General features: G+C 64.7%; 19 protein-coding genes. 6 read left to right on the top strand and 13 right to left on the bottom strand.

From position 1 onward, the window contains the following. Window positions 1-20: 20 nt before the first annotated feature. Entirely contained in the window at window positions 21-782 is a 762-nt protein-coding gene (locus NWE53_RS04295; RefSeq protein WP_265053139.1) for a GntR family transcriptional regulator, read from the bottom strand. Between the two features lie 192 nt (window positions 783-974). On the opposite strand from NWE53_RS04295, the gene NWE53_RS04290 reads away from it, so the two are divergent. Together NWE53_RS04290 and NWE53_RS04285 are read left to right on the top strand one after the other, a co-directional pair. Continuing rightward, window positions 975-2,174 carry a mandelate racemase/muconate lactonizing enzyme family protein gene (locus NWE53_RS04290; RefSeq protein ID WP_265053138.1) on the top strand — a complete coding sequence of 400 codons (1,200 nt, stop codon included), beginning with the start codon at window positions 975-977 and terminating at the stop codon, window positions 2,172-2,174. A 10-nt stretch (window positions 2,175-2,184) separates the two neighbouring features. Further along, window positions 2,185-2,952: an SDR family oxidoreductase gene (locus NWE53_RS04285; RefSeq protein ID WP_265053137.1), complete on the top strand. Its 768-nt coding sequence runs from the start codon at window positions 2,185-2,187 to the stop codon at window positions 2,950-2,952. Between the two features lie 116 nt (window positions 2,953-3,068). On the opposite strand, the gene NWE53_RS04280 is transcribed toward NWE53_RS04285, so the two are convergent. From NWE53_RS04280 to NWE53_RS04245, 8 genes are all read right to left on the bottom strand, one after another. Beyond that, window positions 3,069-3,656, bottom strand: coding sequence for an invasion associated locus B family protein (locus NWE53_RS04280; protein WP_265053136.1), 588 nt, complete (start codon window positions 3,654-3,656; stop codon window positions 3,069-3,071). 324 nt (window positions 3,657-3,980) lie between these two features. Continuing rightward, entirely contained in the window at window positions 3,981-4,937 is a 957-nt protein-coding gene (locus NWE53_RS04275) for a hypothetical protein (protein WP_265053135.1), read from the bottom strand. A 133-nt stretch (window positions 4,938-5,070) separates the two neighbouring features. Further along, window positions 5,071-5,664: a TetR/AcrR family transcriptional regulator gene (locus NWE53_RS04270; RefSeq protein ID WP_265053134.1), complete on the bottom strand. Its 594-nt coding sequence runs from the start codon at window positions 5,662-5,664 to the stop codon at window positions 5,071-5,073. Window positions 5,665-6,048: 384 nt separating this feature from the next. Continuing rightward, a complete protein-coding gene (locus NWE53_RS04265; protein WP_265053133.1) occupies window positions 6,049-7,788 on the bottom strand; it encodes a hydantoinase B/oxoprolinase family protein in 1,740 nt (579 codons plus the stop codon). Window positions 7,789-7,798: 10 nt separating this feature from the next. Beyond that, complete coding sequence (locus tag NWE53_RS04260; protein ID WP_265053132.1) at window positions 7,799-9,880, bottom strand: hydantoinase/oxoprolinase family protein; 2,082 nt, start codon at window positions 9,878-9,880, stop codon at window positions 7,799-7,801. Between the two features lie 36 nt (window positions 9,881-9,916). Beyond that, window positions 9,917-11,581: an ATP-binding cassette domain-containing protein gene (locus NWE53_RS04255; RefSeq protein ID WP_265053131.1), complete on the bottom strand. Its 1,665-nt coding sequence runs from the start codon at window positions 11,579-11,581 to the stop codon at window positions 9,917-9,919. Window positions 11,582-11,598: 17 nt separating this feature from the next. Beyond that, on the bottom strand, window positions 11,599-13,473 hold the full coding sequence (locus NWE53_RS04250; RefSeq protein WP_265053130.1) for an ABC transporter permease: 1,875 nt from the start codon (window positions 13,471-13,473) through the stop codon (window positions 11,599-11,601). Between the two features lie 39 nt (window positions 13,474-13,512). Beyond that, window positions 13,513-14,643, bottom strand: a complete 1,131-nt coding sequence (locus NWE53_RS04245) for an ABC transporter substrate-binding protein (RefSeq protein ID WP_265053129.1) — start codon at window positions 14,641-14,643, stop codon at window positions 13,513-13,515. A 337-nt stretch (window positions 14,644-14,980) separates the two neighbouring features. Between NWE53_RS04245 and NWE53_RS04240 the strand changes: the two genes are divergently transcribed. The 4 genes from NWE53_RS04240 (at window position 14,981) to NWE53_RS04225 (ending at window position 18,772) form a co-directional block, all read left to right on the top strand. Continuing rightward, window positions 14,981-15,439 carry a hypothetical protein gene (locus tag NWE53_RS04240; protein WP_265053128.1) on the top strand — a complete coding sequence of 153 codons (459 nt, stop codon included), beginning with the start codon at window positions 14,981-14,983 and terminating at the stop codon, window positions 15,437-15,439. Next, entirely contained in the window at window positions 15,436-16,137 is a 702-nt protein-coding gene (locus NWE53_RS04235) for a DUF1028 domain-containing protein (protein ID WP_265053127.1), read from the top strand. The genes NWE53_RS04240 and NWE53_RS04235 overlap by 4 nt, the downstream gene beginning before the upstream one ends. A gap of 20 nt (window positions 16,138-16,157) precedes the next feature. Continuing rightward, complete coding sequence (locus tag NWE53_RS04230; protein ID WP_265053126.1) at window positions 16,158-16,868, top strand: DUF1028 domain-containing protein; 711 nt, start codon at window positions 16,158-16,160, stop codon at window positions 16,866-16,868. Between the two features lie 185 nt (window positions 16,869-17,053). After that, window positions 17,054-18,772 (top strand): dihydroxyacetone kinase family protein, encoded by a 1,719-nt coding sequence (locus tag NWE53_RS04225; RefSeq protein WP_265053125.1) that lies wholly within the window; start codon window positions 17,054-17,056, stop codon window positions 18,770-18,772. Window positions 18,773-18,916: 144 nt separating this feature from the next. Here NWE53_RS04225 and NWE53_RS04220 read toward each other — a convergent pair whose 3' ends face one another. The 4 genes from NWE53_RS04220 to NWE53_RS04205 are packed head-to-tail and all read right to left on the bottom strand — an operon-like array spanning window position 18,917 to window position 23,193. Then, window positions 18,917-19,774 carry a hydroxymethylglutaryl-CoA lyase gene (locus NWE53_RS04220; protein WP_265053124.1) on the bottom strand — a complete coding sequence of 286 codons (858 nt, stop codon included), beginning with the start codon at window positions 19,772-19,774 and terminating at the stop codon, window positions 18,917-18,919. A 1-nt stretch (window position 19,775) separates the two neighbouring features. Beyond that, the gene (locus NWE53_RS04215) at window positions 19,776-20,480 is read right to left on the bottom strand and encodes an ABC transporter ATP-binding protein (protein ID WP_265054813.1); all 705 of its coding nucleotides are present in this window, start codon (window positions 20,478-20,480) and stop codon (window positions 19,776-19,778) included. Between the two features lie 2 nt (window positions 20,481-20,482). After that, window positions 20,483-22,276: a branched-chain amino acid ABC transporter ATP-binding protein/permease gene (locus tag NWE53_RS04210; RefSeq protein WP_265053123.1), complete on the bottom strand. Its 1,794-nt coding sequence runs from the start codon at window positions 22,274-22,276 to the stop codon at window positions 20,483-20,485. Then, the gene (locus NWE53_RS04205; RefSeq protein WP_265053122.1) at window positions 22,276-23,193 is read right to left on the bottom strand and encodes a branched-chain amino acid ABC transporter permease; all 918 of its coding nucleotides are present in this window, start codon (window positions 23,191-23,193) and stop codon (window positions 22,276-22,278) included. Before NWE53_RS04205 ends, NWE53_RS04210 begins: the two co-directional genes overlap by 1 nt. Between the last annotated feature and the right edge of the window lie 81 nt (window positions 23,194-23,274).

The following is a 23,274-nucleotide window of genomic DNA, read 5'->3' as shown; positions in this document are numbered from 1 at the left end:
GATCGGCGGCTCTCTTTACGTCAGGTATTTAGCAGCGGCTCTAGGCTGCAATCCAGCAAGGAAGGGTCGATCGCAGCCTCCATCTCGTCGAACATGCCATCGACGAAGCCTATCAACGCATCGGAGGCCGCGACGGCCCGGTCGCCATGACGCGTCGCGATCGCGTTCAGCACAGCGATATGGTGGTCGATGGTGCCTTCCAGCCCGACACGATGGGGCATGTAATTGTGATAGATGAAGCCGATGCGCCGGAAGATCGTGTGCAGCGGGCGCAGCGTATGTTCCAGGAAGGGCTCGGCCGCCGCCGCCAGCACCATCTGGTCGATGCGCCGGTCGAGCGTGTTGAACTCGGCAAGAGTGAGCCCGGCGCGGCGCTCGCGCAGCAGGCGTTCCATGTGCAGCATCTGGTTGCGGTGCGAGGGGCCCGCGCGCTCGGCCGCCAGGCCGATGACGAAGCGCTCCAGATCGCGCCGTAGCTTGAGCAGCAGCCGCTCTCGCGCCAGATCGATCGGAGCGATCTGCAAACCGTGGCGCGGGCGGATGACGATCAGCGTGTCGGCCGCCAGCCGGTTGACCGCGTTGTGGATCGGCGTGCGGCCGAAGCCGGTCAGATCCTGCAGGTCCTGCATGGCGAGAAAACGCCCGGGCTTGAGCTCGCAGGTCACCAGCATCTCTTCGATGCGCCCATAGGCGAGCTCGAACAGGTTCACGCGGTTTTGCCGCTTCGGCGTCGCCGTGTCGCCGGCTGCAACCAGCCGCGGCTGGTTCTGGCGCTTCGCCATGACCCTGTTCCTCCCGCGTGGCGCTCTGTAGCGGCGCCATCTTGAACGCAACGATAAACATGTTGTGAAATTTTACAAGCGCTTCTATGGTCCCAGACTGCGTGGCCATCATCGCCCCTTGGCAGGCCGCGACAAGCAAACAAGGCGCTCCCGAGCTCGTCTCGCCGAAGAGCGCAGCTCCGGGAGGCTGATTTGAAGATCACCGCGATCGAAACGCTGCGGACGGACGAGTTCGCCAATGTGCTATGGGTGCGGGTGCACACCGATGCCGGCATCGTCGGTCTCGGCGAGACCTTCTACGGCGCTGCCGCCGTCGAGGCACATCTGCACGACACGCTTGCGATGCGCCTGCTGGGCAAGAACCCGCTGCATATCGAGGCGCTGCACAAGGAAATGACCAACCTGCCGATGGCGCAGGCCTCGACCGGTGTAGAATCGCGCGCAACCTCGGCGGTCGACATCGCTTTATGGGACATCTTCGGCAAGGTCTGCGGCCAGCCGGTGCATCAGATGCTCGGCGGGCTCTGCCGCGACAAGCAGCGCATCTACAATACCTGCGCTGGCTACAAATATGTCCGCTCGCAGAACATCAAGCCGGTCTCGACCTGGAATCTCGGCGAGACCAGCGGCCCCTATGAAGACCTCGACGGCTTCATGAACCGGGCCGATGCCGTCGCCGAGAGCCTGCTCGAAAGCGGCATCACGGCGATGAAGATCTGGCCCTTCGATCCGCCGGCGATCGAGAATCAGGGGCTCTACATCACACCCGAGCAGATGCGGAAGGCGATCGAGCCCTTCGAAAAGATCCGCAAGGCCGTCGGCGACAGAATGGAGATCATGGTCGAGTTCCATTCGCTCTGGAACCTGCCGACCGCGATCAAGATCGCCCGTGTGCTCGAGCAGTATGAGCCGAGCTGGTACGAGGATCCGATCCGGATGAACTCGCCGCAGGCGCTGGCCGAGTTCGCGCGCTCTACGACGGTCTCTGTGACGGCCAGCGAGACGCTGGGCTCGCGTTTCCCGTATAAGGACATGCTCGACCGCGATGCGATGCATGTCGTCATGGCCGATCTCTGCTGGACCGGCGGCTTAACCGAAGGGCGCAAGATCGCCGCGATGGCGGAGACCTATCACCGGCCCTTCGCGCCGCATGACTGCATCGGACCGGTCGGCTTCATCGCCGCGATCCACGCCTCCTTCAGCCAGCCGAACACGCTGATCCAGGAATCGGTGCGTGCCTTCTACACCGGCTGGTACAAGGAGCTCGTCACCGAGATGCCCGTCATCAAGGACGGTTACGTCTACCCGATGGAGGCCCCGGGGCTGGGCGTCGAGCTGCTGCCGGCAGTCTTCGAACGTCCGGACCTGCATCATCGCCGTTCGAGCCTGTGAGGAGTCCGGGATGACCAATCCGCTTTTCGATCTCACTGGTCGCACCGCCCTCGTCACAGGCTCCTCGCGCGGCCTCGGGCGGGCGATGGCGGAAGGTCTTGCGGCGGCCGGCGCAAGCATCCTCGTGAACGGTACCGACCCTGCCCGTGTCGGTGCCGCCGTGCAGGAGATGCGTCAGGCCGGCTTCGAGGCCAATCCTGCCGCATTCGACGTCACTTCGGAGGAGCAGGTCGTAAATGCCTTCGCCGGATTCGACGCGTCCGGTGTCACCGTCGACATCCTGGTCAACAACGCCGGTATTCAGTTCCGCAAGCCGATGGTCGAACTGGCGACAGCGGACTGGCAGCGCGTGATCGACACGAACCTGACATCGGCCTTCGTGATCGGACGGGAAGCTGCGAAGCGGATGATCGCGCGCGGCCATGGGAAGATCATCAACATTGGCTCGCTGACCAGCGCCCTGGCACGGGCCACCGTCGCCCCCTACACCGTCGCCAAGGGCGGCATCAAGATGCTGACCCAGGCCATGGCGGCCGAGTGGGCAGAGCACGGCATCCAGGCCAATGCGATCGGCCCTGGCTACATGCTGACCGATATGAACCAGGCGCTGATCGACAATCCAGCGTTCGATGCGTGGGTAAAGAACCGCACGCCGTCCAAGCGTTGGGGCAGGCCCGACGAGTTGATTGGGACGGCCGTATTTCTTGCTGCGCCAGCGTCGAATTACATCAATGGGCAAATCATATATGTCGACGGAGGGATGATTTCCGTTCTGTGATACTGGAATAGCTCAGAATGGGCGCGACCTCGGCGCGAAAGCCCCGCGCTGCCGGACGCTCGGCTGCACTCGGCACAAACGCGGGAACCGGACGGAGCGAGCGGCGCTTCGATATCTCAGAGGCGCTCCTTGGCGAGTGCGTCGAGCGCCTGATCGAGACCTCGGCTCGATAGGGGCAATGCCAGCTCACGACCGGCCGCGTCCTTGAACAGGATCCGGCCCTGCTCGGTCGCCTTGCGCCACTGCTTCAACACATCGTCGCCTGGAACGACGTCTGCAAAACAGCCGGTCGGAAGGCAACGCCGCCAAGGCAAGTCGACCGGCTTGGCATCCTTCTCGCCCATGAAGATCTGCACGCTGCTCGGGAAGGAGACGCTGGCAGGCATGACGGCGGTGATACGCACCGGCTCGCCGTTCGCGAGCCGCCCGAGGGCGACCTGCGCAAGCGGGGCTTGCTGGCCCTGCGCCTGAAGAACCTGCGCAACCTCGCAGACCCGCGCCGCCCTGGCTGCGTCGACGATGCGCTGGCAGCGCAGCGTCCAGTCGCCGAAGCTCGCCGTCGTGACTGTGGGCTCCGATGAGACCGCAGGGATCGACGGCGGGGCAGCGGGAGGCGCCGCTGCCGGCTTCGCCGGGCCGTTCTGCGCGAATCCCGAGCCAATTGAGGCCACGACCACACCAAGAGTCGCCAAGCCCAAAATCATCTGCTTCGCCTGCACAGCCCACCTCGACACCGTTCCGTCTCACCCCAGGCGACGACGGCGTTTGCATCAGGGCACTTCGGCCCTCGGCAGACACCCGCTGACGTAAATGAAGCGGGCGGCGAGTTGCTTTTCTGGCGAGGCGACCTTCCAGACGCCCGGATGATGGGCGCATCAATTCTCAGATTGCTCTTCTATGTGCAATATGAGTTTCAAAAATGGTCACTTGCCTGGGCGGACCATGCCGGGTCTCAGACAACGGGCCGTGCCGATCGGCCTGCGGGGCCCACAAGATCGCCAGTTCCATGGCATTGCCAGACGTCTTCGTCAGCAAGATTGGCTGCCCAATGCCTCAGGAGCCATTTCTCGGCCGAGCAACGGCAAGGCTGGCCCAAGCGTCTCTGTGCTTGCCTGCGTCCGTTCGAAGGCATCGTCGATGATTGCAAGCTTCAGAGCCTGGAAAGCGGCGTACTCCAAACGAAAGGTTCTCGACAGCCAGATCGCCGAATGGCCTGGCGCTCCGCACCAGCCCAGCCCACCAAGAGCCGCGGCAGCCGAGAGGGTGCGCCCCGTATGCGTGCGGGACAGCGATAACGGGCGAGCCAGGGATGAAACCGAACTCACATTCGTCATCGCCCTCTCTTGGTCGAAGGAGGCATCGGCGCTCAGACCCGCGATCAACCGATCCATCAGGCTTCCGCCGTCGTCGACGGATGCGAACACCGCGTAAGTCGGCGCAGGGGCCCGGATCTGCTCGGATGTTAAGAGCCTCTCAGCCACGAGCGGCGCCAGCTCGGACAGAAGGGGATGCCCTGCTTCCCTCCAGCGCAGCGCACGATTGTCGCCATCCAATGCATCCAGTGCTGTCAGATGGAGGACATACCACTCGATCAGCGCTCCCAAGGTCGCGCCGGCTGGCTCGACCAGCCCGGCGCCGTTGCCCGCGCCGCGGTTGACCGGCTGTATCAGGCCGTACTGGAGCGCCTGCGCGAAGAAGGCCATGGCCGTGTTCCGGCTGGCCAGTTGATAAGCCAACACTGCATCGACGAACTCCTGCCGTGTGATGCCGAAGCGCCCTGCCCTCGCCGCTTCAAAAAAGCGCCAGAGGGCCGCATGGCACATCAGCCAACGCTGCTGTGTAGAGAACTGGGAAGCGAGGCGCGGCGCGATCGTCTGCACCCCTACAAATCCCGACGCGAGCCGATGCACGACACGGTGGAAGCGAGGGTCAGCCAGCCAATCCTGCGCTTTCGATTCCAGTGACTGCGATTCCAATGATTGCATTCGCTGCCCCGCAAATACGAACGAACCTGCTGCCGTAACGTGCGCCTAGCACAAAATGCACATGTTGGAGAAAACTGAGAAACCGAAGCAAACCTGAATCGAACGTTTCCCCGCCTGTGCGCGCCAGCGCTGCTCAGGCGGCTCCTTCCACAGCGCCGTGGAGCAGGGCTCGAACCATAGCGCGATAGCGAAGTATCAATTGGTCAGGCGGAATTGGCGGCAAGCTCTGATTGGTACCGCGTGTACCGTCAGCCAATAGTTGAGCCAGATCGGCAAAGCTTATTCCCGCCCTGGTTTTAATCAGGGCCTTCGCCTCGAGTTCCTCGATGAAGCAGGCCAGCACAGCTTGAAACGCAATCGCCGACGCCACCATAATATCGCGGCAGCGACGAAATGCCTGATCATTGATCTCGACCGCATGAGGCGACCTGGCCAGCCGGCGCCGCGCATCCCCATAGCGAACGTCAAGGATTGTCGCGAGCACGTCGACTGTGCTTTGCCCACTAACCAAAGCCGATCGACCGGCGCTCATGCCAAGATCGACTGCGCAAGCGTTACCGTTCTCGATCAAAAACCGAAAAGCGTCCTCTTTGCTGCTGAAATAATTATACAATGTACGACGCGTTACATCTACCGATTTGGCGATGTTGATCATCGTAAGGTTAGCATAGCCGTGATCAAGGAACTCCCGCTCCAGCCTTGATACCAGCTCTGTTCGGGTGACCATCAAACCCGCCTAATCGACTTCCGGATCATCAAGTGGGAGCCATGCTCCCCGTCTGACGATTCAGCCGACCGATACTTGTCGCGATTTTTTCCAGACCGCAATGCAAGTTGGCTCTCAGGCTGGGCCGACAGTCACGAGCGCTGCCGTGGTTCCCTGATCTCCTTATCCGGAAGGCTTCCGCCCCTTCAGGCAGGCGGACGATGCACCCAAACGGCTCCGGAAAGCCGATCATCGGGATACTCAACGAGCAGCGGCTGCATCACAGGCGCTCGTTAGCGCGCTTGCCATGCGGCCGGCAGCAAGCTCGTCACTAGTCACGAGCCTTGGTGCTCGGGCGGCCAGTCACTCACCTGAGCAGATCAGGAGATGCACCGGCATCGCGCCTCAAGCCGTCGGCAACAGCGAACAAGCAGTGCGGGCCTTGCGCGTTTCGGTCTCGTCGATGTCCGAGCCATCCTCGCTGAGCACGATCTTGTAGAGGCTCTGCGCCGCGCGGGCGGAGACCAGTCCCTGCCGGATGTCTCGCAGAACAGCCTTGGGCGCACGCTCGGCCGGATCGCCGAAACCACCGGCGCCCGCTGTCCGCATGCTGAGCACATCGCCTTTCCGGAGAGGATATGTCCCCTTGGAGTGCAGGTTGCGCTCGCCTGGCTGGCCCGGGTTCAGGATCGTGGCCCCCAGAGAGCCCGGCAGCCCGCCTTCCAACCCGTAAGGCGCGTTGACATAGCGGTCGCCGAGGTTGGTCACGAGTCCGGCCTCGGCCAACAGGCGCACGTCCTTGCGTACCGCCATGCCACCCCGGAACCGCCCTGCCCCCCCGGTATCGGGTATGAGTTCCATCCGCTCGACAAAGACCGGCGCATTCATCTCCTGGACCTCGACCGGTGTATTGGTGCCGTTCGTCGGAGAGGTCGTGGCCTCCTGGCCGTCGCGGTGGCGGTGCGCTCCGACGCCGCCGATTGCCGTCATCCAGGCGAGGAAAGGCTTGCCGGTATAGGGGCTGACAAAGCCGCTGACCTTCGGATTGCAGAAGCCGGAGCTGGCAGCGATCACGCGGTCGGGCACGATCTGCGCAAGCGCGCCCATCACCACCTCGTAGATGCGGTTGGCGTTGACGGCGCGCGCCCCGCTGGCCGCGCCCGGATGAGGATTGACGTAGCTGCCCTTGGGCGCCCGGATCTCGATGCAGCTGATGATGCCGAAATTCTGGGGCGAACGCGGGAGCGTGACCGCCTTGATGGCCGCAATGCAGTAGGATCGCGTGTACTGCATGTAGGCGTTGATGCCGGCCGGCCTCTGTGGGCCGGTGCCTTCCCAATCGCAGATGATGCGACCGTCCTCGACGGTGAGCGCAAGCTGAAACGGCACGGGCTCCGTGCCCGGCCCGACATCATCGAGCACGTCGCTGAAATGGTAGGTGCCCTTGGGCAGCTCCGCGATCGCTTCGACCATCGCGTCGCGGCTGCGCGAAACGATGTCGCGCATGCAATCGGCGAGTTGCGTGGTCCCGTATTGCCGAGCGAGCGCCTGCATGCGGGCGACACCGGTCATGTTCGCAGCATATTGGGCATGCAGGTCACCGAGAACATCCTTGATGCGGACATTTCCCTCGATGATGCGCAGGATTTCCCGGATCGGCTCCCCTGCCTTGTAGAGAAGGACGGGCATCAGCTTGATGCCCTCCTGGCAGGTTTCGCTGACGCCGACCACTTCCTCGCTGCCCGGCGCACTACCGCCGACGTCGATATGGTGGGCGATATTGACGGCGTAGCCGATCAATTCGTCGTCATGGAAGACAGGCGTGACCATGAAGAAGTCCGGAAGATGCCCGGAGCCGATCGTGGGGTCGTTGCAGATGACCGCGTCGCCCGGTCCAAGAGTGCCTTTCGGGTAGTAGTCGAGCATCTGACGAACGGTGAACGCCATCGAGCCGAGATGGCCAGGGCTGTAGTCGCCCTGTGCGATCATATTGCCCTCGGCATCGAAAACGCCCGTCGAGAAATCGGAGCCTTCGCGCACCGTCATCGAATATGCGGTGCGCAGCAGTGTGCTGCCCATCTCGGCTGCCGTGGAGAGAAGGCCGCCCCACACCACCGAGAACGTAACTGGATCGATCGTGCTCATCGCGGTTTCCTCAGTTCAGCGTGGTGATCAGGTTGCCGTGGGAGTCGACAGTGGTTTTGCTTTCCGGAGGCAGGACGATGGTCGACTCCCGCTCCTCGACGATGGCAGGCCCGGCAAAGACATCGCCGGCGCTCAGCGCGTAGCGGTCGTAGACGTCGCAGAGCGTGAATCCGGCGGTCTCGGGGAACCAGACCTGACGCTGGCCGCGCCTGGCCCGCTCGACACCTCCGTGCAGCTTCGGCAGCTCGTCCATGGTCAGCGTCTTGCCGACGGCGATCGCGCGCAACCGCCAGTGAACCGCGACGATCGTCCAGTCGGGATCGAAAGTTCGGGCGCCATAGGATTTGGAGTAGGCGGCGTGGAAGGCCTCGCGAAGCATGTCGAGATCGGCTGTCGCGTAAGGATAGGCTGGCAGATCGACGGCAATCTCGAAGCCCTGGCCAGCAAAGCGCATGTCGCAGCTCGCCGAGAAGCTCTGCCTGTCGCGCGGGACGCCTGCATCATCGAGCTGCGCGCGCGCCTGTTCCTCAAGGTCAAGGTAGAGGGCGTTGATCTCGTTGATCGCGTCGGCGTCAAGATTCATCACCTGGGTGCGCGCCAGATCCAGAGAGGTCTCCGCCATCAGGAGCCCGACGGCGGACTCCACGCCCGCGGCGCGCGGGAAGACGACCTTCGGGCAGCCGAGCATGCGTGCGAGGCGGGTGCCATGGACCGGGCCGGCGCCGCCGAACGGCACAAGCGCAAACAGGCGGGGGTCCTTTCCGCAATTGATCGTCACCGCGCGTGCGGCCTGCGCCATCTGTGCGGTTACGATTTCATGGATGCCCCAGGCAGCCTGCATGACGTCGATGCCCAGCGGGACGGCGACGTCCCTCTCGATCGCCGTAAGGGCCGCTTCGCTGTCGAGCTTCATCTCGCCGCCGAGGAAGTAGTCCGGATTGAGATAACCCAGCACGAGATCGGCATCCGTGACGGTCGGCTTGGCGCCGCCGCGCCCATAGCAGGCCGGACCGGGCACCGAACCCGCGCTTTCGGGGCCGACAGCGATCGCGCCGAGCTCGACCTTGGCGATGCTTCCGCCTCCCGAGCCGATCTCGATCAGATCGACCGCCGGAATGCTGACCGGCAGGCCGCTACCCTTCTTGAGGTGGGTCATGTCCACCTCGAACTGGCTCGTCAGCAACGGCTTTCCATCCTCGACCAGGCAAAGCTTGGCGGTGGTGCCCCCCATGTCGAAGGAAATGAGATTGTCAGTGCCCGCTGCGGGTGCGAAGCGCGCTGCCGTCAGGACGCCGGCGGCGGGACCGCTTTCGATGATGCGGATCGGAAAGCGCTTCACCGTCTCTACGGTCGCCACGCCGCCGTTGGATTGCATGATCAGCATCGGCACTTGCGCGCCCAATGCCCGCAGCTGCCGATCCAGCCGCTCGACGTAGCTGGCCACCCCGGGCATAACGTAGGCATTCATGACCGTCGTGCTGGTCCGCTCGAACTCCCGATAGAGAGGCGAGACCTCGCAGGAAATCGACACCATCAGATCGGGGGCGTCCTCCCGCAGAATCTCCGCAACGCGCTTTTCATGCGAAGGGTTTGCGTAGGAATGGAGGAAGCAGACTGCCACGGCGACCACGCCCTTCTCGACCAGTTCCCGAGCGATCGAGCGGACCCCGTCCTCGTCGAGCGCGGTCTCGACCTCTCCGGTCCAGAGCATCCGTTCGGCGACCTCGAACACAAAGTCCCGCGGAACCAACGGCGCCGGGCGCCCTGCCATGTTGTCGTAGAGCTCGTACCGCTTTTGGCGGCCGATCAGGATCACATCACGAAAGCCCTTGGTGGTGATCAGCGCGGTCGGCGGGCCCTTGCGCTGAATCACGGTATTCGTAGCGATCGTCGTTGCATGAACGACTTCGGCAATCTCGCTCATTGGTCGGCCGCTCTGGGCCATCCGGGCCTTGAGGCCCTCGATCACGGCCTCGGCCGGATCGGCCGGCGTGCTCAGCACCTTGCCGATCTCAAAATGGCCCGTAGCCGGGTCGAGCACTGCAAAATCGGTGAATGTGCCGCCGATATCGACGCCAACGCGCAAGCCCATCGCAGGGACCTCCAAATGGAACGGCTTCGAGCCGGATCAGTGAGCAAGACTGGGCGCGAGGCCCGATGACGCAGAGGCGGAGGCCGAGACATGCTCTCCGCCGAGGTAAGCTTCCCGGACCGCCGGGTTCTCGCGCAGTTCGTCCGCGCGGCCTTCCATGATCACGATGCCGTTGCGGAGGACGTAAGCGCGATCGACCAGCTCGAGTGCCTTGTTGGCGCTCTGCTCGACCATGAGGATGGTCAGACCTTGCGACTTCCAACGCGCGAGGATCTCATAGACGCGGTCGACCATCAGTGGGGACAGACCCATCGAAGGTTCGTCGATGCAGAGGATCTGCGGTTTGCGCAGCCAGGCCCGCGCCATGGCGACCATCTGCTGCTCGCCGCCCGACAATGTTCCCGCGAGCTGGTCGAGCCGCTTGCCGAGCCAGGGAAACTCGGCGACAGCCGCCTCGACGTCGCGATCGAGTTGCTGGCGGGGCACGTGGCGTCGCGCATAACCACCCATCAGAATGTTGTCGCGAACCGTAAGCTCGGCAAACATGCGCCGACCTTCGGGGATCGAGGCAATGCCCTGATCGATCACTTCGGCCGTGGAGCGTGCCTCCAGAGGTCGTCCATGCAGCAACACCTCGCCGGTGCGCGGCGTGGTCAGTCGCAACACCGTCTTGATAGCGGTGGATTTGCCGGAGGCGTTGCCGCCGAGCACCGCAACGGCCTCGCCGCGGCCAACCTGCAGGGAAACGCCGAAGAGAGCCTGGACCGAGCCATAGAAGACGTCGACCCCCTTGAGCTCGACGGCAGGGCTGTCCGGCTCCCCCGGCATCGCAATCTCGGGCTGGTGGTCGATATGACCTTTCACGACAATGGAACTGCGGGCATTGCCGCCTTGGCCGAGATAGGCCGCAGCCACTTCCGGGTTGGCGAAAGCCCGATCGGGCTCGTCATCGACGATGATCTTGCCCTGCGCCATGACGATCGTGCGCTGCGTCAGCTTGCGGACGATATCGAGTTTGTGCTCGACCATGACGATGGCCATCTGGGGAAAGCGCTGGCGCATATCGATGAGCAGGTCGGCGAGCTCGTGGCTTTCCGTCGGATTCATCCCGGCGGTCGGCTCATCGAGCAGCAGCAGATCCGGAGATGTCGCCAGCGCTCTGGCTATGTCCAGGCGCCGCCGGTTCGCATAGGAAAGGCTATGCGTCGGACGATCGCGGCGCGGCCAGAGACGCTCCCCGAACATCTTGAGGATCGCCTCGACCTTTTCGTCGGCCTCCCGGGTTGCCGTTCGATATGCCGCGAGGCCGAAGATCGCCCCGAGCGGCTCGGTGAGATGTCCGAAGCGGGATCGTTGGCGACCACCGCCTATAAGGCCGCGCTGCGTGCCCACACGAACGCTCTCGGCGATCGTCAGCGCCGGAAAGACGCGGCTGGTCTGGAAGGTGCGGGCGACGCCCAACGCGGCGATATCCTCCGGCGCCAGCCCGTCCAGGCGATGCCCCTTGAAGCTCACGGACCCGCCGGTCGGCTTGACGAAGCCCGTGACCGCCTGGATCAGCGTCGACTTTCCGGCGCCATTGGGCCCGACGATTCCGACAAACTCACCCGGGGCCACCGACATATCGACGCCGCCGATCGCTTTGAGCCCGCCGAAGCTGACCTTCAGGTCGGTCAGCTCGAGATTGGGATTTGGGTTCATGGCTCGTGTCCCGTGCATCAGCGGACTCCGGCAATCCCCTGCGGGCGGAACCGCAGCGTGAGGTAGAGGACTGCCCCGAAGAGGATCATGCGGAACTCGGCCGCATCGCGGAGCATCTCGGGCAGGACGATGAGCGCGGCAGCGCCGAGCAGGGCTCCCGTCAGATTGCCAAGGCCTCCGAGCACGATGATCGCAACCATCAGGAACGAGGTGTCGAGCCGGAAGCTGTCCGGGCTGATGAAGCGCTGCAGAAAGGCGAAGAGGCCTCCAGCCAGACCGGCGCAGATTCCGGCCATGACGAAGGCGGTGACGAGATAACGCCGCACGGGCAGCCCGGCCGCATGGGCCGCCACGCGGTCTTCCCGGATCGCACGCCAGCTCAGCCCGACAGGCGATGCGAGCAGGCGCCCCACGACGAGCACGGCCACGATCAGCAGGCCGACAGCCAGCCAATACTGTGCCGAGACCGAAGCCATCGACACGTCCGGTAGAAAAGACAGCGAAGGGCGGGGTATGCCGAAGACACCGTTGGGGCCGCCCGTGACATCGGTCCAGTTGAGCAGGACGAGCCAGATCAGCACGCCAATAGCGAGAGTGGCGAGCCCAACGACATGCCCGGTCAAGCCGGCGCAGACGAGGCCGACGATCCCGGCCAGAGCGGCGCTGACAGCCGCCGCCGCCAGCAGGGCGAGATCGGCCGGTGCCCCCTGCTTTGCGCTGAGAGCAGCGACATAGGCCCCGACGCCGAAGAAGCCGGAGAAGCCGAGGAACATGATGCCAGCCGCGCCCGAGAGCATCGTCAGCCCGGCCGCCAGCAGTCCGAAGATCGCGATCAGCAGCGCAACCTGAATGACATAGGCGGAAACCGGCAAGAAGGGCAGGACCAGGCAGGCCGCGACGCCCAGGGCCAGCAGCGGATAAGGCAGGTTCAGCCCGCGGATCTGCGGCAGCGCCTGGCCGCCCTGCCCGATCAGAATGCTGGTCGAGGGCATCACACCGGAAGCGCCCCGCGAGCCGCCCAGCGCGTCGAGCCGCTTGTCACCGAACAGGCCTTGCGGCCGGAAGGTCAGGATGACGAGCAGGATGCCGAACGCAACCATGTCGCGGAAGCCTTCGCCGACATAGCCGACTGCGAGCGCCTCCAGGATGCCCAGCAGAAGACCGCCCGCGACGGCGCCGGGAATGCTCGCGAGACCGCCGAGCAAGGCGGCCGTAAAGCCCTTGAGACCGAACGGCACACCCATCTGCGGATAGACGGTCTGATAGTACATTGCGACCATCACACCGGCGACGGCAGCCAGCGCCGCACCGAGGCCGAAGGCAAGCAGGCGCAGGCGGTCGGTTCTAACCCCCATCTGCCGGACGGCATCCATATCCTGCGACATGGCGCGCAGCGCCCTGCCCGCCCAACTCCGCGTCAGGAACAGGTACAGCGCCACCATCGAGGAGAGAGAGATCACCAGGATCGCTGCGTCCATGCCGGTGACATAGGCTGCGCCGACAACGACGCTGTAAGCCGATAGCGGGTTCGGAAATGGATGTGCTTCCGGCGTCCAGATGATCTCGGCCGCCTGGTCGAGCATGAAAGTGATCGCCAGCGTCGAAAGCAGCGGAGCAATCCAGGGCGCATTCTCGAGCGGGCGCAGCGCCACCCGTTCGATCAGCATGCCGACTGCGGTGGTGAGCGCCACGGAACAGAGAGCAGCCACCGCCAGGGGCAACCCGAGGCGCACGCCGGTATAGGCAAAGAAGGCGCCGAGCATCAGAAGGGAGCCCTGAGCGAAGTTGATCAGGTTCGTCACGCCGAAGATCAGCGAGAAGCCGATGGCGACGAGCGCGTAGACGTTCCCGATCACCAGCCCGTTCAGGATCTGGCTGAGGAATTCGATCATGGTTGCGGCATCCTCTCTGAAGCCGGCGCCAATGGACGGTCAGTTGAAGGGTTCGTAACCCTTGCCCTTCACGACGATGTAGTTGATCTGCCGCTCGCCAAGGTCGCCGGAGCCTTCGTATTTCAAGCTGCCGCTGACGCCCTGGATCGGCGCCGCGGCGGCGATCTGGTCGCGCACGGCCTGGCGGGTGAGCGGCTTGCCCGCGGCGGCCAGCTCCTTCATCGCGCTGGTAACGATCAGCATCGCATCCCAGGTGAAAGCCGAGTAATAATTCGGCTCCTTCCCGAACTTCGCCTCATAAACCTTCGTGAATTTCACCGCTTCCGGCGCCGAAGCCAGGAACAGGGTAGGCATCACGACGCCCTCGGCGGCACCGCCGGCCAGTTCGATGAACTTGGGGTCGTTGAGGGTATCCGTGCCGGCAACCTTGAGGTTCGGCTCGGCCTGGCGCAACTGCTGCATGAACAAGGCCGATTCCGCATAGTGGCTCACAAGGAAGATGCCATCGGGAGTCGCGGCCCTGATCTTGGTGATCAGCGGGCGGAAATCGCGGGTCTCCGGGATCATCGCCTCGGACAGCACGACCTCGGCGCCCAATTCCTTGAGGCGCTTGCTCATCATGGTGTTGGTCACCATGCCCCAATCGTCCTTGAAGTAGACGATCGCGATCTTCTTCATGCCGAGTTTCTTGAGCAGCATGTCGGCATGGGGCTGCACCATGGAGGCGTGTGTAGGCGTCGTGCGGAACTGATAGGGGCTGATCTTTACATAGTCCGGATGACCGGCCGTCGGCGCCACCTGCGCGAGCTTGGCTTCCGCGAGAATAGGGCCTGCCGCCATCGATTCCGTCGAGGTCTGCCCACCGACCACTGCGAGCACCGCCGCATCCTGCGCAAACTTCTGGGCCAGCGTCGCCGCCTCGCGCGGGTTACCCCGGCTATCCTCGACGCGAACCTCGATGGGCCGCCCCCCGATCCCGCCTGCCCCGTTCAGCTCATCGGCGAACATCGTCGCCGCCTCCTTGAAGCGCACCCCCAATGCCGAGCGCTCGCCGGACATCGGACCGAACAATCCGATGACGATCGGCTCGGCGGCTTTCGCCCCGACATGCGCCGATCCTGTCAGCGCAAGCGCAACGGTCGCGCCGATCAAAAATGCAGAACCCTTCATGTGACCCCTCCCAGGGCGATGAGAACCATCGACTGAAAGTTTATTGACTAAACTAATTGGATCGCAAGCGAAAAATATGGACGCCCGGCGACCGCTCCGTCGAGAGCGATGGGAATACCACCTCAACGTATTGTAAAATCAAATCTAATCCTGATTTCATCGCTGATCGCTGGCGGCAAAACGAAATGGAAGATGGCGCCAAACTGAACGTTGAGGCCTAAATTTCGGGCGCTTGCGCGTTTCGAGAAACGGGGCGACTAATCCCAACTTACTAAACATTCCTCTTGATCGTCAGCGGAGAATGGCGTTTGGTTGCGCCATGACGAGACCTAAGAAAATGCCCGCCTCTACGGCCCGAGATTTCGAACTGTTCGACGAGCGCATGCCCGTCCGACGCTACAAATTGCTTTTGCAGGCGTTCCTGAAGCGCCGAGGCACGGGCGCGCGCCAGGCGATTGCCGAGTCACTCGGCCACACGCGCAGCTTCGTGACGCAGATCACCAGCCCCGCCTACGATCTCGCGATCCCGGGGGGGCAAGTCCGCGCGATTGTTAAGCTCGCGGAGCTGACGCCAGAAGAGGAGCGCATCTTTCTGGAGGCCTATGTCGAAGCGCATCCCGAACGCGCCGCAGAAGTTTACGCGCAAGCGGATCGTTCCTTGAGCATCGCGCTTCCGGACCTGGGCGATCCCGCCGCGCAAGCGCGGCTCGAAACCCTCATCCGCCGCCTTGCCGAAAGCGCGATCGAGAGCTTCGTTGATGAAGCCCGTTCCCAGCAGATCGACGACGCCGCATGAACATTGATCTGACTCACAGGGGCACGATGCTGAGCGTGCTCGCGCGGGACCCGCGCGACCGCACACTCGGCATCGCACTCGCATCGAGCTCGATAGCGATCGGTTCGCGCTGCCCCCACCTGGAAACGGAGCAAGCCGCCATTGCGAGCCAGGGCTTCACAAATCTCAAGGTCGGGCCGTTGGCGCTGGATCTGGTGCGTTGCGGATTGACCGCCGCGGAGGTGCTGGAAGCGCTGCGTCAGCACGACCGCTGGCTCGAATATCGTCAAATCGGGATTCTGACCGCCGACGGACAGATCGGCGCGCATACGGGCAGCGAGGCAACCGGCTGGGCAGGGCATCGGATCGGCGATGACCTGCTCTGCCTCGGCAATGGCCTTGCGCTGGGTGCGGCGGCGCTGGACGCCGTGGCAGAAGGCTTCGCCGGCACGCCATCCGCTGCGCTGATGGCCGATCGCCTGTTGATCGGCCTGGAGAGCGCCAGGCGGCTGCTGGGCGACAGCTTTCCGATCAATTCCGCCTCGCTTCTCGTCCGCTCGCCCGGTGCAGAAAGCCAGATCGACCTGCGCATCGACCTGCCGAGCCGGCCGATCGAAGACGGCGGTGATGCTCTTGCCGATCTGCGCCGTCTCTACGGCGAGTACCTGCCATTGGTCGACACTTACGCCGCCCGCTCGGTGGCACCTCGCGCATTCTGACCCAAGCTGGGAGATCGCCCATGACGTTCACGATTGTCGCCCGCTGCCCTGAAACCGAATTGCTTGGCGTCTGCCTTGCGACCAGCCCACTCGCGGTGGCTTCCCGCTGCCCGCATGTACGCGGCGGCGTCGCGGCGATCTCGTCGCAGTGCCATTCCGATTGGCGGCATGGCCTGACCGGCCTCGAACTCGCCGCCAAGGGGTGGAGCCCCGATGAGATCCTCGTCGCCTTACGGCACAAGGACCGCTTCTTCGACTACCGCCAGATCGGCATTGTTACCGCCGATGGCCGTGCGGCTGCACATAGCCCCGTAAACGGGGCCGCATATACCGGCCACCGCGTCGGCGAGGGCTTTGTCGCAATGGGCAACGGACTCGCCGGCCCACAAGTCGTGGACGCCATCCACGATGCGTTCGTCGCGAACGAAGCCATACCGTTCTTCGAGAGGTTGGTGCGGGCGATCGAGGCGGGCGCCGCCGCGGGCGGAGAGCCGATCGGGCACAAATCCGCCGGACTCATCGCCTGCGCTCCGGACGTGGAGAGGCCCTTGATCGATCTGCGGGTCGACATGGCGAACCCGCTGCCGGCCGAGGGAGGAGATGCGGTACGCGACCTGCGCCGCATCTTCGACGCCTATGAACCGCTCGTGCCGTACTATGCGGACTATTGGCTGGATCATCCCGAGATTTCGTATGCGCAATTCCTGGATCTCGACAGCCGGAGGGCGTGAGCGTCCGACCGTTGCCTGATCGGCTTGTGTCGGGTCTCGGGGAGCGATCGATCGGCACCGATGAATCCGAGGGCCTGCACAGGCTGAAATTCCATGGCCGAGCAGCCCATCGCTGCGATCCGCAATTGTGATAGTTGGCCAGGCCATACGAAGTGAGATCCGAGCGGGCCTCGAGGGAGCATGACGTGAAGAAGCTCATCAACGACCCGCGTCAGGTCGTCAGGGAAATGCTCGAGGGCGTCGTCGCGCTCCACCCTGACCTCGCGCTACTGGCGGAACACGACGTCGTCATCCGCAACGACCTCCCCGAACCGGCGCGGCGCGGTGTCGCGGTGATTTCCGGAGGTGGTGCTGGGCACGAACCAGCCCATGCAGGCTATGTCGGCGCGGGCATGTTGCACGCCGCCGTCGTGGGGGACGTATTCACCTCGCCCTCCGTCGACGCGGTGCTTGCCGCCATTCATGCGGTCGCGGGGCCGTCGGGAGCGATCCTGATCGTCAAGAACTACACCGGCGACCGGCTCAACTTCGGCCTGGCTGCGGAAATCGCACGAGCAGGCGGCATCCCGACCGAGATCGTGGTCGTGGCGGACGACGTCGCCCTCCGTGAGAGGGTGCCAAAGGAGCGAAGCCGGGGAATCGCGGGCACGGTCCTGATCCACAAGATTGCGGGAGCGCTGGCCGAACAGGGGCAATCCCTCAATGCGGTCGCCACAGCAGCGCGGACTGCGGCCGACTCCGCAAGGACCATGGGTGTGGCACTCGGTGCCTGCACGATTCCGGCGGTCGGTGTCCCGAGCTTCGAACTGGGTGACGACGAAATCGAATTCGGCCTGGGCATACACGGCGAACCCGGCATGGTGCGGCAGAAAGTCGATTCCGCAGATGCCATCACGGACCGGATGTTGGATCTCGTCCTCAAGGATGGCGGCTACGGTGATGCCGCACGCGTCGCTCTGCTCATCAATAATCTGGGTGGCACCACGCAGATGGAGCTGTCCATTATCGCGCGGCGTGCCCTCGCCTACCTGCGCGAGCGAGGCCTGGTGGTCGAACGCGCCTGGGCCGGTACCCTGTTGAGCGCGCTCGAGATGCCGGGCTTCTCGATTTCCGTCATCGCTGTCGACGACGAACGGCTCGAACTCCTGGATTGGGCTACTCAGGCTTCAAGCTGGCCGGGGCCCGGGATCATACCGCGGACCACGGCCACAATTCCTGCGGCGAAGCCGGACGTTGTGAAGGATGTGGTGACTTCGGCCGACAGCCTTGGTGCTGTGGCCCGAGCGGCCGCGCTCGCCTGTGCGGAAGCACTGGAAGCGGCCGAGCCACGCCTGACCGAGTTGGACAGGAAGGGGGGCGATGGAGACCTCGGAGTCAGCATGTGTCGCGCCGCAGCCGCGATCCGTACCTGCTGTGCCTCCGACAGATCCGCCAGTGCTGCAACCGTGCTCTTCCTTCTGGCCAACGAGTTGCGACGCGCGATTGGCGGCAGTTCGGGACCGTTCTACGCCGTAGGCCTTTTGCGAGCGGCACGCCGTCTCGCCGAGGGGCCGAGCACCAGTCTCGCAGACTGGGCCGATGCCTTTGCCAGGGGCGCCGAAGCCGTTTCCGAGCTTGGAGGCGCACGCGCCGGTGACAGGACGATGCTCGATTCTCTTCTGCCGGCGGCAGACGCCCTGGCCGACGCGGCTCGTCGGAAACTGCCTCCGGCCGAGGCCTGGCGGCTGGCAGCGGATGCTGCAGCGGCTGGCGCAGAGGCTACGGCAGCGATGCAGCCACGCCTGGGGCGAGCGAGCTATCTTGGAGAACGTGCACTGGGTTCACCAGATGGCGGAGCCGCCGCGGTTTCGACCTGGCTCGAAGCGATTGGCCATCGTTCGCGCGGGCTGTTGTTGGCGCCCTGAAGCCGACTGCGCTCGCCGATGCCGCCGATTGCTGCAAGCATGAATGTGCGCTGACTTAACAATCCGCCACTGGGCCGTACAGCCGGACAAAGGACTTCACCGAGTTGCGATAAGCCGGATCGACAGCGCCGCCTTTTCGATACGTCACGATCGCAGGAGAGTGCCGATCCACGCGGCCGCGCTACGCAATGCGACGAGGTCGATGCCGGTTTCGATACCCTTCGCTGCGAAGTGAGCCGCGAGCCGCTCCGTGGCCAGATTGCCGGCCGCTCCCGGCGCATAAGGGCATCCGCCCGTGCCCCCGATGGCGCCGTCGAAAACGCGCAGACCGAGCCGCCAGGCCGCCTCGACGTTGCCGAGCGCGCGCCCGGAGGTGTCGTGGAAATGACCGGCCAATTTCGTGGCGGCGGCAACGCGCAGGGCCGCTTCTATCATCTGCGCAGTACGGTCCGGAGTGCCTCGCCCGATCGTGTCCGAGAGCGCGATCTCCGAGCAGCCGATGGCGAGGAGTCGCGCCGTGACTTCGGCGACTGCTGAAGGCGCGATCTCGCCCTCGTAAGGGCAATCAAGCGCGCAAGAGACGTAGCCGCGTACCGGCACGCCTGCACTTCGAGCAAGCGCCAGCACCGGCTCGAAGCGGGAGATGCCCTCCGCGATGCTGCAGTTCGTGTTCTTCTGAGAGAAGCTCTCGGAGGCGGCCGTGAATACCGCCAGTGCCTGCGCACCGGCTGCGAGCGCCGCTTCCGCTCCGCGTTCATTGGGCACCAGCGCAGAATATGTCACGCCCGGCCGCGGGAACAGGCAGCGCATCACGGCGTCATGGTCCGCCATCTGCGGCACCCAGCGCGGCGAGACGAAGGCAGTCGCCTCTATCCTGGCGAGGCCGACGCTGGCCAGCTTGCCGATCAGGGCGAGCTTGTCGGCGGTGGCGATCGGGACCTTCTCGTTCTGCAGCCCGTCGCGCGGACCGACCTCGACGATGACAACCTCACGATCTGCCATCTCAGGCGCCGAGATAGGCCGAGCGGACGCGCTCGTCGCGCAGCAGCTCTGCGCCGGTGCCTTCGAGCGTGATCGTGCCGGTCTCGATGACATAGGCCCGGTCGGCTACGGCAAGCGCCTGATTGGCCATCTGCTCGACCAGCAGGATCGTCACTCCCTCCTCGCGCAGCCGGCGGATCACGGCAAAGACCTCGCGCACGATCAAAGGTGCCAGGCCGAGCGAGGGTTCATCAAGCAGGAGCAGCTTGGGCCGGCTCATCAGGGCGCGCGCGATCGCCAGCATCTGCTGCTCGCCGCCCGACAGCGTACCGGCAAGTTGGTCCCGCCGCTCGGCCAGCCGCGGGAAGATGCCGAAATAGCGCTCGATATCGGCGGCGATGCCATCGTCGTCCCGACGGGCATAGGCACCCAGCACGAGATTGTCGCGTACGCTCTGGTCGCCGAAGACCATGCGCCCCTCCGGCGAATGGCCGATGCCGAGACGCACGCATTCGTGCCCCTTGATTCCGGCGATGTCGCGCCCCTCGAAGCGGATCGCGCCGCCGGCGACTTTCACCAGCCCGCCGACAGCCCGCATCAGCGTCGACTTGCCCGCACCATTGCCGCCGATCAGCGTGACGACTTCGCCCTGCCCGACGGACAGAGAGATGCCTTTCAGTGCCTCGACCGCGCCGTAGCGGACCTTGAGCCCCTCGATCGCGAGCATGGTCATGCGGCGTCTCCGGTCACGGCAGCGTCGTCCTCGGCGCCAAGATAGGCGGTGACGACCTTTGGATCCTTCCGGATCACCTCCGGGCGCCCTTCGGCGATCAATGCGCCGTAATCGAGCACCAGCACATGCTGCGAGATGCCCATGACCAGATCCATGTGATGCTCGATCAGCAACACGGTGACGCCGGCCTGCTGGATGCGGCGAATGACCTCGCCGAGTTCATGCGTCTCCTGCGGATTGAGCCCGGCCGCGGGCTCGTCGAGCAGCAAAAGCTTCGGCCGCGAGGCGAGAGCGCGGGCGATTTCGAGCCGACGCTGCAGGCCATAGGGCAGGCTTTTGGCGGGCTCGTGAGCGCGCTCGCCGAGGCCGAGGTCGCCGAGGAGCGCCAGCGCGTCGGCGCGCGCCTTGGCCTCGACATGACGGCTCGATGGCAGGCCGAGCAGCGAGGCGGCAAAGCCGGTCTCGATGTGCAGATGCGCACCGAGCAGGACGTTGTCGAGGGCCGAGAGATCGCCGAACAGCTTCAGGTTCTGGAAGGTTCGGGCGATGCCGAGCGCAGCGACGCGATGCGCCGGCAGGCCGACCGTCTCGTGCCCCTGGAACCTGATCGAACCGCCATCGGGCGCGACATGGCCGGAGAGCAGGTTGAGCAGGGTCGTCTTGCCGGCGCCGTTCGGGCCGATCAGCGCATGCACCTTGCCGGCGCCGATCGCGAAGGAGACGTTGCGAACCGGCACGATGCCGCCATAGGCCTTGTAGAGGTCTTTCACGACCAGGATTTCACCGCCCACCAACGCCGCGGGCGCCGCGGCCAGAGCGCTGTGGCCGGCGACGCCGGGCAGGCTCCGGTCACGCCTGCCCCAACGCTTCGCAAGGCCAGAGACCGCCCCGGCGATGCCGTTCGGCATCAGATAGAGCGAGAACAGCAGCAGGGCGCCGTAAGTGAAGTGCTGCAATGCCGGCCAGCGCGCCAGCCAGGCGTCGAGCAGCGTCAGGATCACCGCGCCGAAGAGCGGGCCGTAGAGCGAGCCTGAGCCGCCGAAGATCACCACCACCAGCAGGAAGATCGACAGGTTGAAGGTGATGAAGTCGGAGTTGAAATACTGGTTCTGCTGCGCGACCACGGCGCCGGCGAGCGCGCAGGTCACGGCCGAGATGACGAAGGCCAGCGTCTTGGCGCGCACCACCGAGATGCCGACCGACTGCGCCGCCGGCTCCGCCATCTGCACCGCGAGGAAGGCGCGGCCATAACGGCCGGCGAGCAGCGAGCGTAGCATCAGATGGGTCGCGATGCAGAGCGCGCCGACGAACCAGACCCAGTGCAGGTTCGTGAAGCTCGTGCCGCCGAGCGAGGGTGCGTTGATGCCGTAGAAGCCGGCCTGGCCCTTGAAGATGTCGGTCCACTCCGTGACGACCTTCTCGACCACGATGCCGAAGCCGATCGTCACCATGGCGAGGCTCGGCCCCGAGACGCGCACCGACGGCATGGCGATGACGAGGCCGAAGATCGCGCCGAAACCGCAGGCCAGCACCAGCGAGAGCCAGGGATTGATCCCCCATTCGATATTGGCGATCGCCGCCGTATAGGCGCCAACTGCGAAAAGGCCGGCATGACCGAGCGATTTCTGGCCGGCATAACCGACGAGCACGTTCAGCCCGGCGGCGGCCAGATAGTTCACCCCGATCGTGAACAAGATCTGCAGGTGGAAGTCGTTGAGGGAAAGATAGGGCACCAGCGCGAGCGCCGCCGCCAGCGCCCCCACCCCGATGGCATGGCCGAGCGCGGGCATCAGATCTTCTCCACGCTGCGCGCGCCCATCAGCCCGCCAGGCCGGACGACCAGCACGACGATGATCAGCAGGAAGATGGTGATCTCGCGCATCTCCGCGCGCCAGAGCCCGACCAGCGCCTCGACCACGCCGAGCAGGAAGCCGCCCAGCATGCAGCCGCGCGGGCTGGTCAGCCCGCCGACGATCGCGGCCGAGAACGCCTTGAGGGCGATGCCGAGGCCGATGAAGACGGAGGCCGTTGTGATCGGCGCGATGAGGATGCCGGCGAGCCCCGCCAGGCCCGACGAGATGACGAAGGCGAGGATCACGATGGTTTCGACGTTGATGCCGACGATCGCGGCCGCCTGCGGGTTGAAGGCGACGGCCCTGAGCGCCTTGCCGAAGCGCGTCTTGCGCAGGACGATGTCGAGCCCGATCATCACCGCGACCGCGACGACCGCGATCAGGACCTCCTGCGGCCGGATACCGGCGCCGGCGATGCGCCAGACCTCGCTACCGAGCGGCGACGGCACGGCGATCGAAGCCGGGCCCCAGATCGCCAGTGCGGTGTTCTGCATGATGATGCCGAAGCCTATCGTGCTCAGCACCCAGTTCAGCCCCCCTGCCCCGACGAAGGGCTTGATCGCGCAGTAGTACAGCGCGACGCCGATCGCGCCGACCACGACGACGCTCGCCACCGTCGCCAGCCCATAAGCCGCGAGCGTCATCTCCTGCTGCGAGAGATTGCCGAAATGCGGCTTGCCGGCAGCCAGCAGCAGGAGCGAGACGCCGACCAGGCTGCCCGGCACGAGGAAGGCGCCCTGGCCGAAATTGAAGGTCTTGGTCGTGGCATAGGTGATGTTGAAACCGAGCGCGATCAGTCCGTAGATCGCGCCCAGTGCCAGACCGCTGGCCAGAGCCTGAAGAAAAGCTGTCATGGTCTCTCCGCGAGCCGGCTGTGCCGGCACCGAACCTTGCGATCTGACATCACGCGCTCGTCCCGGCTTTGTGCAACGCTT

Source organism: Bosea sp. NBC_00550 (genome assembly GCF_026020075.1).
GTDB lineage: Bacteria > Pseudomonadota > Alphaproteobacteria > Rhizobiales > Beijerinckiaceae > Allobosea.
This window is presented reverse-complemented; position numbering and strand designations above follow the sequence as displayed.